12 protein-coding genes, 1 tRNA gene and 1 pseudogene are annotated in these 16,121 nt (G+C 64.9%); all 14 read left to right on the top strand.

Annotated features, from left to right (window positions below; genetic code table 11):
- Positions 1-137 (top strand): annotated as a pseudogene (gene tuf / locus VH569_RS34445) (elongation factor Tu); the annotation flags it as partial.
- Positions 138-328: 191 nt separating this feature from the next.
- A tRNA-Trp gene (locus tag VH569_RS34440) sits at positions 329-404 on the top strand.
- A 71-nt stretch (positions 405-475) separates the two neighbouring features.
- The gene (gene secE / locus VH569_RS34435; RefSeq protein WP_014246876.1) at positions 476-673 is read left to right on the top strand and encodes a preprotein translocase subunit SecE; all 198 of its coding nucleotides are present in this window, start codon (positions 476-478) and stop codon (positions 671-673) included.
- A gap of 3 nt (positions 674-676) precedes the next feature.
- Complete coding sequence (nusG, locus tag VH569_RS34430; RefSeq protein ID WP_012973192.1) at positions 677-1,207, top strand: transcription termination/antitermination protein NusG; 531 nt, start codon at positions 677-679, stop codon at positions 1,205-1,207.
- Between the two features lie 159 nt (positions 1,208-1,366).
- Positions 1,367-1,801 (top strand): 50S ribosomal protein L11, encoded by a 435-nt coding sequence (gene rplK, locus VH569_RS34425; RefSeq protein ID WP_042690902.1) that lies wholly within the window; start codon positions 1,367-1,369, stop codon positions 1,799-1,801.
- A gap of 4 nt (positions 1,802-1,805) precedes the next feature.
- Positions 1,806-2,513, top strand: coding sequence for a 50S ribosomal protein L1 (rplA, locus tag VH569_RS34420; protein ID WP_098740500.1), 708 nt, complete (start codon positions 1,806-1,808; stop codon positions 2,511-2,513).
- A gap of 309 nt (positions 2,514-2,822) precedes the next feature.
- Positions 2,823-3,347 carry a 50S ribosomal protein L10 gene (gene rplJ / locus VH569_RS34415; RefSeq protein ID WP_098740499.1) on the top strand — a complete coding sequence of 175 codons (525 nt, stop codon included), beginning with the start codon at positions 2,823-2,825 and terminating at the stop codon, positions 3,345-3,347.
- A 58-nt stretch (positions 3,348-3,405) separates the two neighbouring features.
- The gene (rplL, locus tag VH569_RS34410; protein ID WP_014246882.1) at positions 3,406-3,783 is read left to right on the top strand and encodes a 50S ribosomal protein L7/L12; all 378 of its coding nucleotides are present in this window, start codon (positions 3,406-3,408) and stop codon (positions 3,781-3,783) included.
- Positions 3,784-4,030: 247 nt separating this feature from the next.
- Complete coding sequence (rpoB, locus tag VH569_RS34405) at positions 4,031-8,224, top strand: DNA-directed RNA polymerase subunit beta (protein WP_423321681.1); 4,194 nt, start codon at positions 4,031-4,033, stop codon at positions 8,222-8,224.
- 103 nt (positions 8,225-8,327) lie between these two features.
- Positions 8,328-12,500, top strand: a complete 4,173-nt coding sequence (gene rpoC, locus VH569_RS34400) for a DNA-directed RNA polymerase subunit beta' (protein ID WP_395458515.1) — start codon at positions 8,328-8,330, stop codon at positions 12,498-12,500.
- Between the two features lie 324 nt (positions 12,501-12,824).
- Positions 12,825-13,196, top strand: coding sequence for a 30S ribosomal protein S12 (gene rpsL, locus VH569_RS34395; RefSeq protein ID WP_012973201.1), 372 nt, complete (start codon positions 12,825-12,827; stop codon positions 13,194-13,196).
- A 12-nt stretch (positions 13,197-13,208) separates the two neighbouring features.
- On the top strand, positions 13,209-13,679 hold the full coding sequence (gene rpsG, locus VH569_RS34390; RefSeq protein ID WP_098740496.1) for a 30S ribosomal protein S7: 471 nt from the start codon (positions 13,209-13,211) through the stop codon (positions 13,677-13,679).
- Between the two features lie 27 nt (positions 13,680-13,706).
- A complete protein-coding gene (gene fusA, locus VH569_RS34385; RefSeq protein WP_423321678.1) occupies positions 13,707-15,779 on the top strand; it encodes an elongation factor G in 2,073 nt (690 codons plus the stop codon).
- Between the two features lie 38 nt (positions 15,780-15,817).
- Positions 15,818-16,121 (top strand): GTP-binding protein (locus VH569_RS34380; protein WP_423321676.1); only part of this gene is annotated, 304 nt, incomplete at its 3' end.

Raw genomic sequence — 16,121 nt, 5'->3', positions numbered from 1 at the left:
TGGTGATGCCGGGCGACAATGTCGCCATGGAAGTGACGCTGATCGCCCCGATCGCCATGGACGAAGGCCTGCGCTTCGCCATCCGCGAGGGTGGCCGTACCGTCGGCGCCGGCGTCGTTGCCAAGATCGTCGAGTGATGCTATAAGCCTGCCTCCCCCGCCGGACCACGGTCCGGCGGGGGAGTTTTATCCGCGTACAGGGTTTGGTTGGGCTTCCGGCAAGCCGGTTTCAAAGTTCTTCCGAAAGTCGGGTCGAAAGGCCTTGACACCGCCGCCTAAAGAATGGTTTAAGCGGCCTCCCACGCCGAAAGGTGTGGCCGGACGGAGATAGGAGTGTAGCTCAATTGGTAGAGCACCGGTCTCCAAAACCGGGGGTTGGGGGTTCGATCCCCTCCACTCCTGCCATCCCGTCCCAATAACGGTTAGGGCAAAAGCGACGCCCTCACAGTCGCTCCGGAGCTCGCACGGTTCGCACGATGGCTAAAGTCAATCCCGCAGAATTCGCGCGCGAGGTCCGCCGCGAGGTAGCCAGGGTCACCTGGCCGACCCGCAAGGAAACCGGCATCACGACCGCCATGGTGTTCGTCATGGTCGTGCTCGCCGCCCTGTTCTTCCTCGTCGTCGATCAGGTGCTGGCGGTTGCCGTTCGCTTGATCCTTGGGCTGGGGGGCTAAGACATGGCTGCGCGCTGGTACGTCGTTCACGTTTATTCGGGTTTCGAAAAGAAGGTCTCCCAGGCCATCCGCGAAAAAGCGGCTCAGAAGGGTCTGGAAGACAAGTTCGAGGAAATCCTGGTCCCGACCGAAGAAGTGGTCGAAGTGCGCCGGGGTTCCAAGATCAACACTGAACGCAAGTTCTTCCCCGGCTATGTCCTCGTCAAGATGGACCTGACCGACGAATCCTGGTCGCTGGTGAAGAACACGCCGAAGGTCACGGACTTCCTGGGTGGTGGCGGTAAGCCGCAGCCGATTTCCCAGCGCGAAGCCGAGCGGATCATCCATCAGGTGCAGGAAGGCTTTGAGCGCCCCAAGCCCTCGATCACCTTCGAGGTGGGCGAGCAGGTGCGAGTGAGCGACGGTCCCTTCACTTCGTTCAATGGTGTCGTCGAGGAAGTCGACGAAGAGAAGTCCCGCCTCAAGGTGGCGGTTTCGATCTTCGGTCGCTCCACGCCGGTCGAGCTGGAATACACGCAGGTCGAAAAGATCTGATCGCAAGGTTCCAAAGTTTATGAGTCGGAGCTGCCGGTGCTTGCATCGGTGGCTCCATTCTGTTGCGGGAGGCTCGCCATGGCCGAACCGCAAAACCCCGCGGCGCCGCGCCGGACCATCCGGTCAAGTGCGTGAGGCGTCGTCCCAGGAGGTTGTGAGATGGCGAAGAAAATCGTCGGTTACATCAAGCTGCAGGTCCCGGCCGGCAAGGCCAACCCGTCGCCGCCCATCGGCCCGGCGCTCGGTCAGCGCGGCCTGAACATTATGGAGTTCTGCAAGGCGTTCAACGCCAAGACGGCGGACCTGGAAGTCGGCATGCCGATTCCCGTGGTCATCACCGCCTACGGCGACCGCACCTTCACCTTCGTGACGAAGACCCCGCCGGTCAGCTACTTCCTCAAGAAGGCTTCGGGCAAGGACAAGGGTTCGACGACTCCCGGCAAGGGTGGTTTCGTCGGCCAGGTCACGACCTCGCAGATCCGCGAGATCGCCCAGAAGAAGATGGCCGACCTGAACGCGCACGACGTCGAAGCTGCCGCGAGCATGATCGCCGGCTCCGCCCGCTCGATGGGCCTCGAAGTGGTGGAGGGCTGATCCTATGGCGAAGCTGGGCAAGCGTCTGACCGACGCCTACAAGACCGTTAACCGCGACTCCTTCTACTCGCTGGAAGAGGCCGTCACCCTGGTGAAGGGTGCCGCCAAGGCCAAGTTCGACGAGACGATCGAAATCGCGATGAACCTTGGCATCGATCCGCGCCACGCCGACCAGATGGTCCGCGGCGTCGTGAACCTGCCGAACGGCACCGGCAAGACCGTCCGCGTGGCGGTGTTCGCCCGTGGCGCCAAGGTCGATGAGGCTCTGGCCGCCGGCGCCGACGTTGTCGGCGGCGACGATCTGGCCGAACAGATCCTGGCCGGCAACATCAACTTCGACCGCTGCATCGCCTCGCCCGACATGATGGGCGTGGTCGGCAAGCTCGGTAAGGTGCTGGGCCCGCGCGGCCTGATGCCGAACCCGAAGCTGGGCACCGTGACCCCCGACGTCGCCGGCGCCGTGAAGGCCGCCAAGGCCGGCGCGGTAGAGTTCCGTGCGGAGAAGACCGGCATCATCCACGCCGGCGTGGGCAAGGTCAGCTTCTCGGAAGAGGCGCTGGTCCAGAACATCCGCGCCTTCGTCGATGCCATCACCCGTGCCAAGCCGACCGGTGCCAAGGGCCAGTACCTGCTGAAGGTCTCGCTCTCGTCGACGATGGGGCCGGGCCTGAAGCTCGACCTCTCCAGCGTGTCGGCTACGGCCGCCGCCTGACGACCCGTTTCGCCGCCGTCTGCTCTCGGGCAGCGGCGGCGTCCGGGCGGACCGCCTGAGGGGGAAACCCCGAGGGCACCCGCCCACCCCTGTCCGAGACCGCTGGTGCCCGTCCCCGACCGCAAGGAGAGGGAAGAGCTTAAAATTCACCCGCGCAGACAGGAGTTGAACCCGTTTACCCCTCCGGCCCCGCCGCCATGTGCGACGGGAACCGGTTCAGGAACGGCTTGACTTCTGGGACAGGTTCGCCGGATCTCCGGCCCTTCGGGGACGGGGGTCCATGTACACCTCTGTGCAAGGAGGCGATCCGTGGATCGTACACAAAAAGAAGCGACGATCGCGGCTCTGCAATCGAAGCTCCAGGACACGGGCCTGGTGGTGGTCACCCACCATCTGGGCCTGACGGTGAAGGAAGTCACCGACCTGCGTGCGAAGGTTCGGGCTGCTGGCGCCAGCTTCAAAGTGACGAAGAACCGGCTCGCCCGTCGTTCCCTTCAGGGGACGCAGTTCGAAGGTCTGGACGGTCTCTTCAAGGGACCGACGGCGATCGCCTACTCGAAGGATCCCGTTGCGGCTGCCAAGGTGGTGGCCGACTACGCGAAGACCAACGAGAAGCTCAAGATCGTCGGCGCCAGTCTCGGCACCCAGATTCTGGACGCGGAGGGGGTCAAGGCCCTCGCCTCGCTCCCGTCGCTGGACGAACTGCGTGGCCGCCTCGTGGGCATGATCCAGACCCCGGCGACCCGTATCGCCGGTGTCCTCCAGGCTCCGGGCGGCCAGGTCGCCCGCGTGCTTGCTGCCTACGCGAAGAAGGACGACGAGGCGGCGGCCTAACCAGGCCTAGTCACTCGTTTTTTACATCCCCAGAACTCAAGTCGTTTGGAGTAGTAACATGGCTGATCTGCAGAAGCTCGTCGACGATCTGTCGGCCCTGACCGTCCTGGAAGCCGCCGAGCTGTCGAAGCTCCTCGAAGAGAAGTGGGGCGTCTCCGCCGCCGCTCCGGTGGCCGTCGCCGCCGCCGGCCCGGCCGCTGCCGCTGCCGCTCCGGCCGAAGAGCAGACCGAGTTCACCGTGATCCTCGCCGACGCCGGCGACAAGAAGATCAACGTGATTAAGGAAGTCCGTGCGATCACCGGCCTGGGCCTGAAGGAAGCCAAGGACCTGGTCGAGGGCGCTCCGAAGCCGGTCAAGGAAGGCGCCACGAAGGACGAGGCCGCCAAGATCAAGAAGCAGCTTGAAGAAGCCGGCGCCAAGGTCGATATTAAGTAAGACCTTGTTGCCTACGAAGCACACAGTACCAAGCCGGACGGCGGTCGGTTCCCTGGGGGACCGGCCGCCGCACGGCATTTTCTGCCTTCCGCCGGACCGGGCTTGCCCGGCCCGGCTCTTTCCGTCCCCATCATGGGGATGGCCCGCGCGGGCGCCCTCGGGACCGGTCGACACCAGTCGGCTCGATCCTACGGTCGGTTGAACGGTCGGTATAACGCGCATCACGTACAGACGTTTGGGGACATCCATGGCCAAATCCTTTACGGGTCGTAAACGTGTTCGGAAGAGCTTCGGGCGCATCCCGGAAGTCACCCAGATGCCCAACCTCATCGAGGTGCAGCGCAGCTCCTACGATCACTTCCTGCAAATGGACGTCGCCCCGGAAAAGCGGGCGAACCTGGGCCTGCAGGAAGTCTTCAAGTCGGTCTTCCCGATCAAGGACTTCTCCGACCGCGCGGTGCTGGATTTCGTCAAGTACGAGCTTGAGCAGCCGAAATACGACGTCGAGGAATGCCAGCAGCGCGGCATGACCTTCGCCGCCCCGCTGAAGGTGACCCTGCGTCTGTCCGTGTTCGACGTCGAGGAGGACACCGGCCTCCGTTCGATCCGCGACATTAAGGAGCAGGACGTCTACATGGGCGACATGCCCCTGATGACGGCCAACGGCACCTTCGTCATCAACGGCACCGAGCGCGTCATCGTCTCGCAGATGCACCGCAGCCCGGGCGTCTTCTTCGACCATGACAAGGGCAAGACCCACGCGTCGGGCAAATATCTGTTCGCCGCCCGCGTGATCCCCTACCGCGGGTCCTGGCTCGACTTCGAGTTCGACGCCAAGGATCTCGTCTACGTCCGCATCGACCGCCGCCGCAAGCTGCCGGCCACCACGCTGCTGTTCGCTCTGGACGGCGCGGAGACCGAGGCGCTGCGCGCCGAGCGCAAGGCCAACCGCAAGGACCTGCTGCCCTACGAGGCGCAGGGCATGGCCAAGGAAGAGATCCTCAACTACTTCTACGACACCATCACCTACACCCGGTCGGCCGGCGGTTGGAAGACCCCGTTCAACGTCGATCGGATGAAGGGCGTCAAGCTGATCTCCGACCTCGTGGATGCCGCCACCGGCGCCATCGTCGCCGAGGCCGGCACCAAGATGACCCCGCGCGTCATCAAGAAGCTGGTCGAGGCCGGCCTGACCGAGCAGCAGGTCTCCACCGAGGAGCTGACCGGCCGCTACCTCGCCGTCGACATCATCAACGAGCGCACGGGCGAAGTCCTGTTCGAAGCCGGTGACGAGCTGTCGGCGAGCGATCTCGACAAGCTGGAGAAGACCGGCGTCGACGAGCTGCCGGTGCTGGCGATCGACCATCTGAACGTCGGCGCCTACATCCGCAACACGATGAACGCGGACCGCAACGCCAGCCGCGAAGACGCACTGATCGACATCTACCGCGTCATGCGTCCGGGCGAGCCGCCGACCCTGGAATCGGCCGAGGCGCTGTTCTCGGGCCTGTTCTTCGACAGCGAGCGCTACGACCTGTCGGCCGTCGGCCGCGTCAAGATGAACGCCCGTCTGAACTTCCAGACCGACGACCAGATGCGTGTGCTCCGCAAGGAGGACATCCTGGAGATCCTGAAGGTTCTGGTGAACCTGAAGGACGGCCGCGGCGAGATCGACGACATCGACCATCTCGGCAACCGCCGCGTCCGCTCGGTCGGCGAGCTGATGGAGAACCAGTACCGCGTCGGCCTGCTGCGCATGGAACGTGCGATCCGCGAGCGCATGAGCTCGGTCGAGATCGACACGGTGATGCCGCACGACCTGATCAACGCCAAGCCGGCCGCCGCCGCCGTGCGCGAATTCTTCGGCTCGTCGCAGCTGTCGCAGTTCATGGACCAGACCAACCCGCTGTCCGAGATCACGCACAAGCGTCGTCTCTCGGCGCTGGGCCCGGGCGGTCTGACCCGCGAGCGCGCAGGCTTCGAGGTGCGCGACGTGCACCCGACGCACTACGGCCGCATCTGCCCGATTGAGACGCCGGAAGGTCCGAACATCGGTCTGATCAACTCGCTGGCGACCTATGCCCGCGTGAACCAGTACGGCTTCATCGAGAGCCCCTACCGCAAGGTCATCGACGGCAAGGTCACCAACGAGGTGGTCTATCTGTCGGCGATGGAGGAGGGCCGCTACGTCGTCGCCCAGGCGAACGCCGAACTGAACGCGGACAACAGCTTCGCCGCCGATCTGGTCTCCTGCCGCCAGGGCGGCGAATACCTGATGTTCCGGCCGGAAGCCATCGACCTGATCGACGTGTCGCCGAAGCAGCTGGTGTCCGTCGCCGCGGCGCTGATCCCGTTCCTCGAGAACGACGACGCCAACCGCGCGCTGATGGGCTCGAACATGCAGCGTCAGGCGGTGCCGCTGGTCAAGGCCGACGCCCCGCTGGTCGGCACCGGCATGGAGGCGACCGTCGCCCGCGACAGCGGCGTGACCATCGTCGCCAAGCGCTCGGGCATCGTCGACCAGGTCGACGCCACCCGCATCGTCGTCCGTGCGACCGACAGCTCGGACAGCACGGCGCCGGGCGTCGACATCTACAACCTGCTGAAGTTCCAGCGTTCCAACCAGAACACCTGCATCACCCAGCGTCCGCTGGTGAAGGTCGGTGACCGGGTGAACGCCGGCGACATCGTGGCCGACGGTCCGTCGACCGATCTGGGCGAGCTGGCGCTCGGCCGGAACGTGCTCGTCGCGTTCATGCCGTGGAACGGCTACAACTTCGAGGATTCGATCCTCATCAACGAGCGCATCGTCAAGGACGACGTCTTCACCTCGATCCACATCGAGGAGTTCGAGGTCATGGCCCGCGACACCAAGCTGGGCCAGGAGGAAATCACCCGCGACATTCCGAACGTGGGTGAGGAAGCTCTGAAGAACCTCGACGAGGCCGGCATCGTCTATATCGGCGCCGAAGTCCGTCCGGGCGACATTCTGGTCGGCAAGGTGACGCCGAAGGGCGAAAGCCCGATGACGCCGGAAGAGAAGCTACTGCGCGCCATCTTCGGCGAGAAGGCTTCCGACGTCCGCGACACCTCGCTGCGCCTGCCGCCGGGTGTGGTCGGCACCATCGTCGAGGTCCGCGTGTTCAGCCGCCGCGGCGTCGACAAGGACGAGCGCGCGCTCGCCATCGAACGCGCCGAGATCGAGAAGCTGGCCAAGGACCGCGACGACGAGCGCGGCATCCTGGAGCGCAGCTTCTACACCCGCCTGAAGGAAGTGCTGATCGGCCAGACCGCGCAGTCCGGCCCGAAGGGCATGAAGGGCGGCACGGTGCTGACCGACGAGGTGCTGGCCGGCCTGTCGAAGGGCCTGTGGCGCCAGATCGCCATCGCCGACGAGCAGGTGATGGAGACCGTCGAGAACCTGGCGAAGGTGTTCGACGACTCGATCAAGGCCCTGCAGGACCGCTTCGAGAACAAGGTCGACAAGCTGCAGCGCGGTGACGAGCTGCCGCCGGGCGTCATGAAGATGGTCAAGGTCTTCGTCGCGGTGAAGCGCAAGCTGCAGCCGGGCGACAAGATGGCCGGCCGTCACGGCAACAAGGGCGTCGTCTCGCGCATCATCCCGCAGGAGGACATGCCCTACCTGGAAGACGGCACCCCCGTCGATCTGGTGCTGAACCCTCTGGGCGTGCCGTCGCGCATGAACGTCGGTCAGATCCTGGAAACCCACCTCGGTTGGGCGGCCTCGGGTCTCGGCAAGCAGATCGGCCGTGCGGTCGACCAGTACCGTCTGGCGATCCGCCAGAAGGCCGAAGGCGCTCCCCAGCTGGAGGCCCTGCGCGGCACGCTGAAGTCGGCGTATGGCGAGGTGACCTACAACGAGGACATCGCCGACATGACCGACGGCGAGCTGCTGGAGCTGGGCGGGAACCTGCGCAAGGGCGTGCCCTTCGCGACGCCGGTCTTCGACGGCGCCCGCGAGGAGGACATCTGCGTCCATCTGGAACGCGCCGGCTTCGACCGGTCGGGCCAGTCGACGCTGGTGGACGGCCGCACCGGCGAGACCTTCGATCGCAAGGTCACCGTCGGCTACATCTACATGCTGAAGCTGCACCACCTTGTGGACGACAAGATCCACGCCCGGTCGATCGGTCCCTACTCGCTGGTCACGCAGCAGCCGCTGGGCGGCAAGGCCCAGTTCGGCGGTCAGCGCTTCGGTGAGATGGAGGTCTGGGCGCTCGAAGCCTATGGCGCCGCCTACACGCTGCAGGAAATGCTGACGGTGAAGTCGGACGACGTGTCCGGCCGCACCAAGGTCTACGAAGCCATCGTCCGCGGCGACGACAACTTCGAGGCCGGCATTCCGGAGTCGTTCAACGTGCTGGTCAAGGAGCTGCGCTCGCTCGGCCTGAATGTCGAACTGAACCAGCGGGACTACTGAGCCGGTCTGACGTGACCCAGGCCCCGGATCGGCGCATGCGCGCCGTTCCGGGGCATTGCACTGCTTTTAACCGACAACGCGGCGATGCCAGCGGGAGACGGTCATGAATGAGTTGATGAACATTTTCGGCCAGGTTCAGGGGCCGCAGAGCTTCGATCAGATCCGCATCCAGATCGCGAGCCCCGAGCGGATCCGGTCCTGGTCCTACGGCGAGATCAAGAAGCCGGAAACCATCAACTACCGCACCTTCAAGCCGGAGCGCGACGGCCTGTTCTGCGCCCGCATCTTCGGCCCGATCAAGGACTACGAGTGCTTGTGCGGCAAGTACAAGCGCATGAAGTATCGCGGCATCATCTGCGAGAAGTGCGGCGTCGAGGTCACGCTGTCGAAGGTCCGGCGCGAGCGCATGGGCCACATCGAGCTGGCGTCCCCGGTCGCCCACATCTGGTTCCTGAAGTCGCTGCCGAGCCGCATCGGTCTGCTGCTCGACATGACGCTCAAGGATCTGGAGCGCATCCTCTATTTCGAAAACTACGTCGTCATCGAGCCCGGCCTCACCCCGCTCAAGCTGCATTCGCTGCTGAGCGAGGAAGAGTTCATGAACGCTCAGGACGAGTACGGCGAGGACGCCTTCACCGCGTCGATCGGTGCCGAAGCGCTGCGCATCATGCTGTCCGCGCTCGACCTCGACGAGGAGAAGAAGCGCTGCCGTGAGGATCTGCGCGACACCAACTCCGAAGCCAAGCGCAAGAAGCTGGTCAAGCGCCTCAAGCTGATCGACGCCTTCCTGGCCTCGCAGTCGCGCCCCGAGTGGATGATCCTGGAAGTGATTCCGGTGATCCCGCCCGAACTGCGTCCGCTGGTCCCGCTCGACGGCGGCCGTTTCGCCACGTCCGACCTGAACGACCTGTACCGCCGCGTCATCAACCGCAACAACCGTCTGAAACGGCTGATCGAGCTGAAGGCGCCGGACATCATCGTCCGCAACGAGAAGCGCATGCTGCAGGAGGCCGTCGACGCTCTGTTCGACAACGGCCGCCGTGGCCGCGTCATCACCGGCGCCAACAAGCGTCCGCTGAAGTCGCTGTCGGACATGCTGAAGGGCAAGCAGGGCCGCTTCCGTCAGAACCTGCTCGGCAAGCGCGTCGACTATTCCGGCCGTTCGGTCATCGTCGTCGGTCCGGAGCTGAAGCTGCACCAGTGCGGCCTGCCGAAGAAGATGGCGCTGGAGCTGTTCAAACCCTTCATCTACGCCAAGCTGGAGTTGTACGGCCTCGCCTCCACCATCAAGGCCGCGAAGCGGATGGTCGAGAAGGAGCGTCCCGAGGTGTGGGACATCCTGGAAGAGGTCATCCGCGAGCATCCGGTGATGCTGAACCGTGCGCCGACGCTGCACCGTCTCGGCATCCAGGCGTTCGAGCCGACGCTGATCGAAGGCAAGGCGATCCAGCTGCACCCGCTGGTCTGCACCGCCTTCAACGCCGACTTCGACGGCGACCAGATGGCCGTGCACGTCCCGCTGAGCCTTGAGGCCCAGTTGGAAGCGCGCGTCCTGATGATGTCGACCAACAACATCCTGTCGCCCGCCAACGGCAAGCCGATCATCGTGCCGTCTCAGGACATCGTGCTCGGCATCTATTACATCTCGATGGATCGCCCGAGCGAGAAGGGCGAGAACATGGTGTTCGCCAACGTCTCGGAAATCGAGCAGGCGCTGAACGCCAAGGTTCTGTCGATCCATGCGAAGATCAAGGCGCGCTATGTCGGTGTGGACGACGAGGGCAACGAGCTGATCAGCATCGTCGAGACGACGCCTGGCCGCATGCTCCTGTCGGAGCTGCTGCCGCGCCACCCGAAGGTGCCGTTCTCGCTGATCAACCGCGTCCTGACCAAGAAGGACGTCGGCAACGTCATCGACGCCGTCTATCGCCACTGCGGTCAGAAGGAGACGGTGATCTTCGCCGATCGCCTGATGAAGCTCGGCTTCGGCCACGCCTGCCGCGCCGGCATCTCCTTCGGCAAGGACGACATGGTCATCCCCGTCGCCAAGGAAAAGCTGGTCAACGAGTCGAAGGAGCGGGTGAAGGAGTTCGAGCAGCAGTATCTCGACGGCCTGATCACCCAGGGCGAGAAGTACAACAAGGTCGTCGACGTCTGGTCGGAATGCACCGAGAAGGTCGCCTCCGAGATGATGAAGGCGATCTCGACCACCGAAGCCGGCAAGCCGGTCAACTCGGTGTACATGATGGCCCACTCCGGTGCGCGTGGTTCCGCCGCGCAGATCCGTCAGCTGGCCGGCATGCGCGGCCTGATGGCCAAGCCGTCGGGCGAGATCATCGAGACGCCGATCATCTCGAACTTCAAGGAAGGCCTGACCGTGCTGGAGTACTTCAACTCCACCCACGGCGCCCGCAAGGGTCTGGCCGATACCGCCTTGAAGACGGCGAACTCCGGTTACCTCACCCGCCGTCTGGTCGACGTCGCGCAGGACGCCATCATCGTCGAGCATGATTGCGGCACCGAGCGCGGCATCACCGTCAAGGCGGTGATCGACGGCGGCGAGGTCATCAGCCCGCTGGGCGACCGCATCCTCGGCCGCACCGTGGTCGGGGCGGTGATCGACCCGCTGAACGGCGAGCTGATCGTCGAGGACGCCGGCCTGATCGACGAGCCGACGGTCGACCGCATCGAGCGGTCGGGCATCGACTCGGTCAAGATCCGCTCGGTCCTGACCTGCGAGACCCGCGACGGCGTCTGCGCCAAGTGCTACGGCCGTGATTTGGCCCGTGGCACGCTGGTCAACACCGGCGAAGCGGTTGGCGTCATCGCGGCGCAGTCGATCGGCGAGCCGGGCACCCAGCTGACGATGCGTACCTTCCACATCGGTGGTGCGGCGCAGCGCGGCGCCGAGCAGAGCCAGATCGAGGCGGCGTTCGAAGCGACTGTGCGGATCAACAACCGCAACGTCGTCATGAACTCCTCGGGCATTCCGGTCGTCATGGGCCGCAGCACCGAAGTGATCCTGCTCGACGAGCAGGGCCGCGAGCGGGCGCGTCACCGCGTGCCGTACGGTGCCAAGCTGCTGGCCGACGAGGGCGTGAAGGTCGAGCGCGGCGCCAAGCTGGCCGAGTGGGACCCCTACACCCTGCCGATCATCACCGAGCGCGCCGGTACCGCCCGCTACATCGACCTCGTGGAGGGCATCTCCATGCGCGAGGTGATGGACGAAGCGACGGGCATCAGCTCCAAGGTGGTGGTTGACTGGCGCCAGCAGCCGCGCGGTGCCGATCTGAAGCCGCGCATCGCGCTGGTGGACGAGCGGGGCGAGCTGATCACCCTGCCGAACGGACTGGAAGCCCGCTACTTCATGTCGGTGGACGCCATCCTGTCGGTGGAGAACGGTGCCGAGGTCCGGGCCGGCGACGTGCTGGCGCGTATCCCGCGCGAGTCGTCCAAGACCCGCGACATCACCGGCGGTCTGCCGCGCGTGGCCGAGCTGTTCGAGGCGCGTCGTCCGAAGGACTTCGCCATCATCTCGGAGATGAGCGGCCGCGTCGAATTCGGTAAGGATTACAAGACCAAGCGCCGCATCGTCGTCCGCAACGACGAGAGCGGTGACGAGAAGGAGTATCTGATCCCGAAGGGCAAGCACATCTCCGTGCAGGAGGGTGACTATGTCGAACGCGGCGATCTGCTGATGGACGGCAACCCGGTGCCGCACGACATCCTGGCGGTGATGGGTGTGGAGGCTTTGGCCGACTACCTGATCAACGAAATCCAGGACGTCTATCGACTGCAGGGCGTGAAGATCAACGACAAGCACATCGAGGTGATCGTTCGCCAGATGCTGCAGAAGGTCGAGATCACCGACGCCGGCGAGACCACCTTCCTGGTGGGCGAGCAGGTCGACCGTCAGGAGTTCGACGAGGAGAACGAGAAGACCGTCGCGGAAGGCTTGCAGCCGGCCCACGGCCATCCGGTTCTCCAGGGCATCACCAAGGCCAGCCTGCAGACGCGCTCCTTCATCTCCGCTGCGTCGTTCCAGGAAACCACCCGCGTCCTCACGGAAGCGGCCGTCGGCGGCAAGGTCGACAATCTGGAAGGCCTCAAGGAGAACGTCATCGTCGGCCGTCTGATCCCGGCCGGCACGGGCTCCGTGGTGAACCGCCTGAAGCTGATCGCCGCCGAGCGTGACCGCGAGGCGGCCCTGGAGGCCGGCGCGCCGGAGGAAACTCCGGCCCTGCCGACCCCGGGCGAGGAAAGCTCCGCGGCCTGATCCGCCGGAGTGATCGAGTAGGGAAGGGGGCGCGTTCCGCAGGGGACGCGCCCCTTTTCTTTGGGCTTTGCGGATTGCGAGTCGGGGCGCCCGCAAGCTATAATACCGTCCTTGACTCTCTCCCGGCCTTTCCCTAAAGTCCGCGAACTTCAAAGGCCGCCCGGGCTCTCCGTGCGTCCGTTTGAATCCACCGATCCCGCCGATCGGAGTCCTCCGGTCGGCTTTCGCTCATTCAGCCCGCTCGGAACGGCAACGTTTCGCAGGCGGGCTTTTGCTTCGTCCGGCTCGTCCGGCCGAGTGATCTTGAAGGGATGAAGGGCAGATATGCCGACGATCAACCAGTTGATCCGTAAGCCGCGCGAGCCGTTGGCCGCGCGCAACAAGGTTCCCGCGATGGAGGCCTGCCCGCAGAAGCGTGGCGTCTGCACTCGCGTCTACACCACCACCCCGAAGAAGCCGAACTCGGCGCTCCGTAAGGTCGCCCGCGTTCGTCTGACGAACGGCTTCGAGGTGACGAGCTACATCCCTGGTGAGGGCCACAACCTCCAGGAACACTCGGTGGTCATGATCCGCGGCGGTCGTGTGAAGGATCTTCCCGGCGTTCGCTACCACATCATTCGCGGCACGCTGGATACCCAGGGCGTCAAGGATCGTAAGCAGCGTCGTTCGAAGTACGGCGCGAAGCGTCCGAAGTAAGGAGAACTCACGATGTCCCGTCGTCATCGCGCCGAGAAGCGTGAAGTCCTGCCGGACGCCAAGTATGGCGACCGCGTCCTGACGAAGTTCATGAACTGCCTGATGTTTGACGGCAAGAAGTCGTCGGCTGAAAGCATCGTCTACGGTGCGCTGGGTCGTATCGAGGTCAAGACCAAGAACGACCCCGTTCAGGTCTTCCACGATGCCCTCGCCAACGTGAAGCCGCACCTTGAAGTGCGTTCGCGTCGCGTCGGTGGTGCGACCTATCAGGTTCCGGTCGAGGTTCGTTCGGACCGCGCCCAGGCCCTGGCCATCCGTTGGCTGATCAGCGCCGCCCGCGCCCGCTCGGAAAACACCATGACCGAGCGTCTGTCGGGTGAGCTGCTCGACGCCGCCAGCCAGCGCGGCACTGCCGTGAAGAAGCGCGAAGACACGCACCGTATGGCGGAAGCCAACAAGGCGTTCTCGCACTACCGCTGGTAAGGTTAACGCCTGTCCTGGTGATTTTGCATGCCCCGCTCGCACGCCCTCGACCGTTATCGCAACATCGGCATCATGGCTCACATCGATGCCGGCAAGACGACGACGACCGAGCGCATCCTGTTCTACACCGGCAAGTCCTATCGCATGGGCGAGGTCAATGACGGCACCGCCGTCATGGACTGGATGGAGCAGGAGCAGGAGCGGGGCATCACCATCACTTCGGCGGCCACGACCTGTTTCTGGCGCGACCACCGCATCAACATCATCGATACGCCCGGCCACGTGGATTTCACCATCGAGGTCGAGCGGTCGCTGCGCGTTCTGGATGGCGCCGTTGCCATCTTCGACGCGGTTGCGGGGGTCGAGCCCCAGACCGAGACCGTGTGGCGGCAGGCCGACAAGTACGGCGTGCCGCGCATGGCCTTCGTCAACAAGATGGACCGCGTCGGCGCGGACTTCGACGGCTGCGTCGCCATGATGGCCGACCGCCTGGGCGTCAAGCCGCTGGTCGTTCAACTTCCCATCGGCAGCGAGGCCGGCTTCTCCGGCATCGTCGATCTGGTTGCGATGCGCGCCACGATCTGGAAGGCCGAAACGCTCGGCGCCGAATTCCAACACACCGAAATTCCCGAGGATCTAGCCGGACCGGCTGCAAGCGCCCATCAGGCGCTTCTGGACGCCGTGCTCGACCTCGACGAGGCGGCGATGGCCGCCTATCTCGAGCGCGGCGAGGAGCCGACGCCCGACGCGCTGCGCGCGTTGATCCGCAAGGGCACGATTGCCGGCGTCATGGTTCCCGTGCTGTGCGGGTCCGCCTTCCGCAACAAGGGCATCCAGCCGATGCTGGACGCCGTGGTCGACTATCTGCCGGCACCGAACGACATCGGTGCGGTGACGGGCCATGCGGTGGGTGGCGACTGGGCGGAAGAGCGTGCTGCCAACGACAGCGCGCCCTTCTCGGGTCTCGCCTTCAAGGTGATGAACGACCCCTATGTCGGGACGCTCACCTTCTGCCGCATCTATTCCGGTACCGTCAGCGTCGGCGATTCGCTGCTGAACCCGGTCAAGGGTGAGCGCGAGAAGATCGGCCGCATGCTGTTGATGCACGCCAACAGCCGTGAAGAGATCGAGCGCGCCCACACCGGCGACATCGTGGCCTTTGCCGGTCTGGAGCACACGGCGACCGGCGATACGTTGTGCGATCCTGCCAAGCCGATCGTGCTGGAGCGTCTGGACGTTCCCGAGCCCGTAATCGAGATCGTCGTCGAGCCACGCACCGACGCCGACCACGACAAGATGGCGGCGGCATTGAACCGCCTCGGCCACGAGGACCCCTCGTTGCAGGTCACCGTCGACCGCGAAAGCGGCCAGACCGTGATCCGCGGCATGGGCGAACTGCATCTCGACATCATCGTCGACCGCATGAGGCGCGAGTTCCGCGTCGATGCGGCCGTTGGCGCGCCCAAGGTCGCCTATCGGGAAACCGTGCTGCGCTCGGCCGAGGTCGACCATGTCCACGCCCGGCAGACCGGCGACCGCGCCCAGTTCGCGCGCGTGACGCTGAAGCTGGAGGTGCTTGACCGCGGCGCCGGCTTTGTCTTCGAGAACCGGGCGGCTGGCCTGCCGCGCGAGTTCGTCGCCGGCGTGCAGAAGGGCCTGGAGGCCGCGAAAGACAGCGGTGTCGTCGCCGGCTACCCGGTGGTGGACGTCAAGGCGACCCTGACCGGTGGCGAGGCACACGATGTCGACTCGTCGCCGCTTGCTTTCGAACTTGCGGCGCGGGCCGCCTTCCGCGAGGCTATGACAAAAGCCGCTCCGGCGCTGTTGGAACCGCTGATGCGGGTCGAAATCATCACGCCGGACGACTATATGGGCGACGTCATCGGCGACCTGAACGGTCGCCGGGGACAAATCACCGGCATGGACCAGCGTGGCAACGCGCGAATCGTCACGGGACTGGTTCCCTTGGCTGCCATGTTCGGCTATGTGAACTCCCTGCGCTCCATGAGTCAGGGCCGCGCGCAGTACAGCATGCAGTTCGACCATTATGAGCCGGTGCCACAGGCCATCGCGGACGTCGTCCGCGCCAAGGTGGCCTGAAGACTGCTGGAACGATTGAGAAACGGAGAGACCACCCCATGGCGAAGGCAAAGTTCGAGCGGAACAAGCCGCACTGCAACGTTGGCACGATCGGCCACGTCGACCACGGCAAGACGTCGCTGACGGCGGCGATCACGAAGGTGCTGGCGGAGTCCGGCGGCGCGACCTTCACCGCTTACGACCAGATCGACAAGGCGCCGGAAGAGAAGGCGCGCGGCATCACGATCTCGACGGCGCACGTCGAGTACGAGACGTCGAACCGCCACTATGCGCACGTCGACTGCCCGGGCCACGCCGACTACGTGAAGAACATGATCACGGGCGCCGCCCAGATGGACGGCG

It is taken from the genome of Azospirillum sp. 11R-A, from assembly GCF_049472615.1.
GTDB lineage: Bacteria > Pseudomonadota > Alphaproteobacteria > Azospirillales > Azospirillaceae > Azospirillum > Azospirillum palustre.
This window is presented reverse-complemented; position numbering and strand designations above follow the sequence as displayed.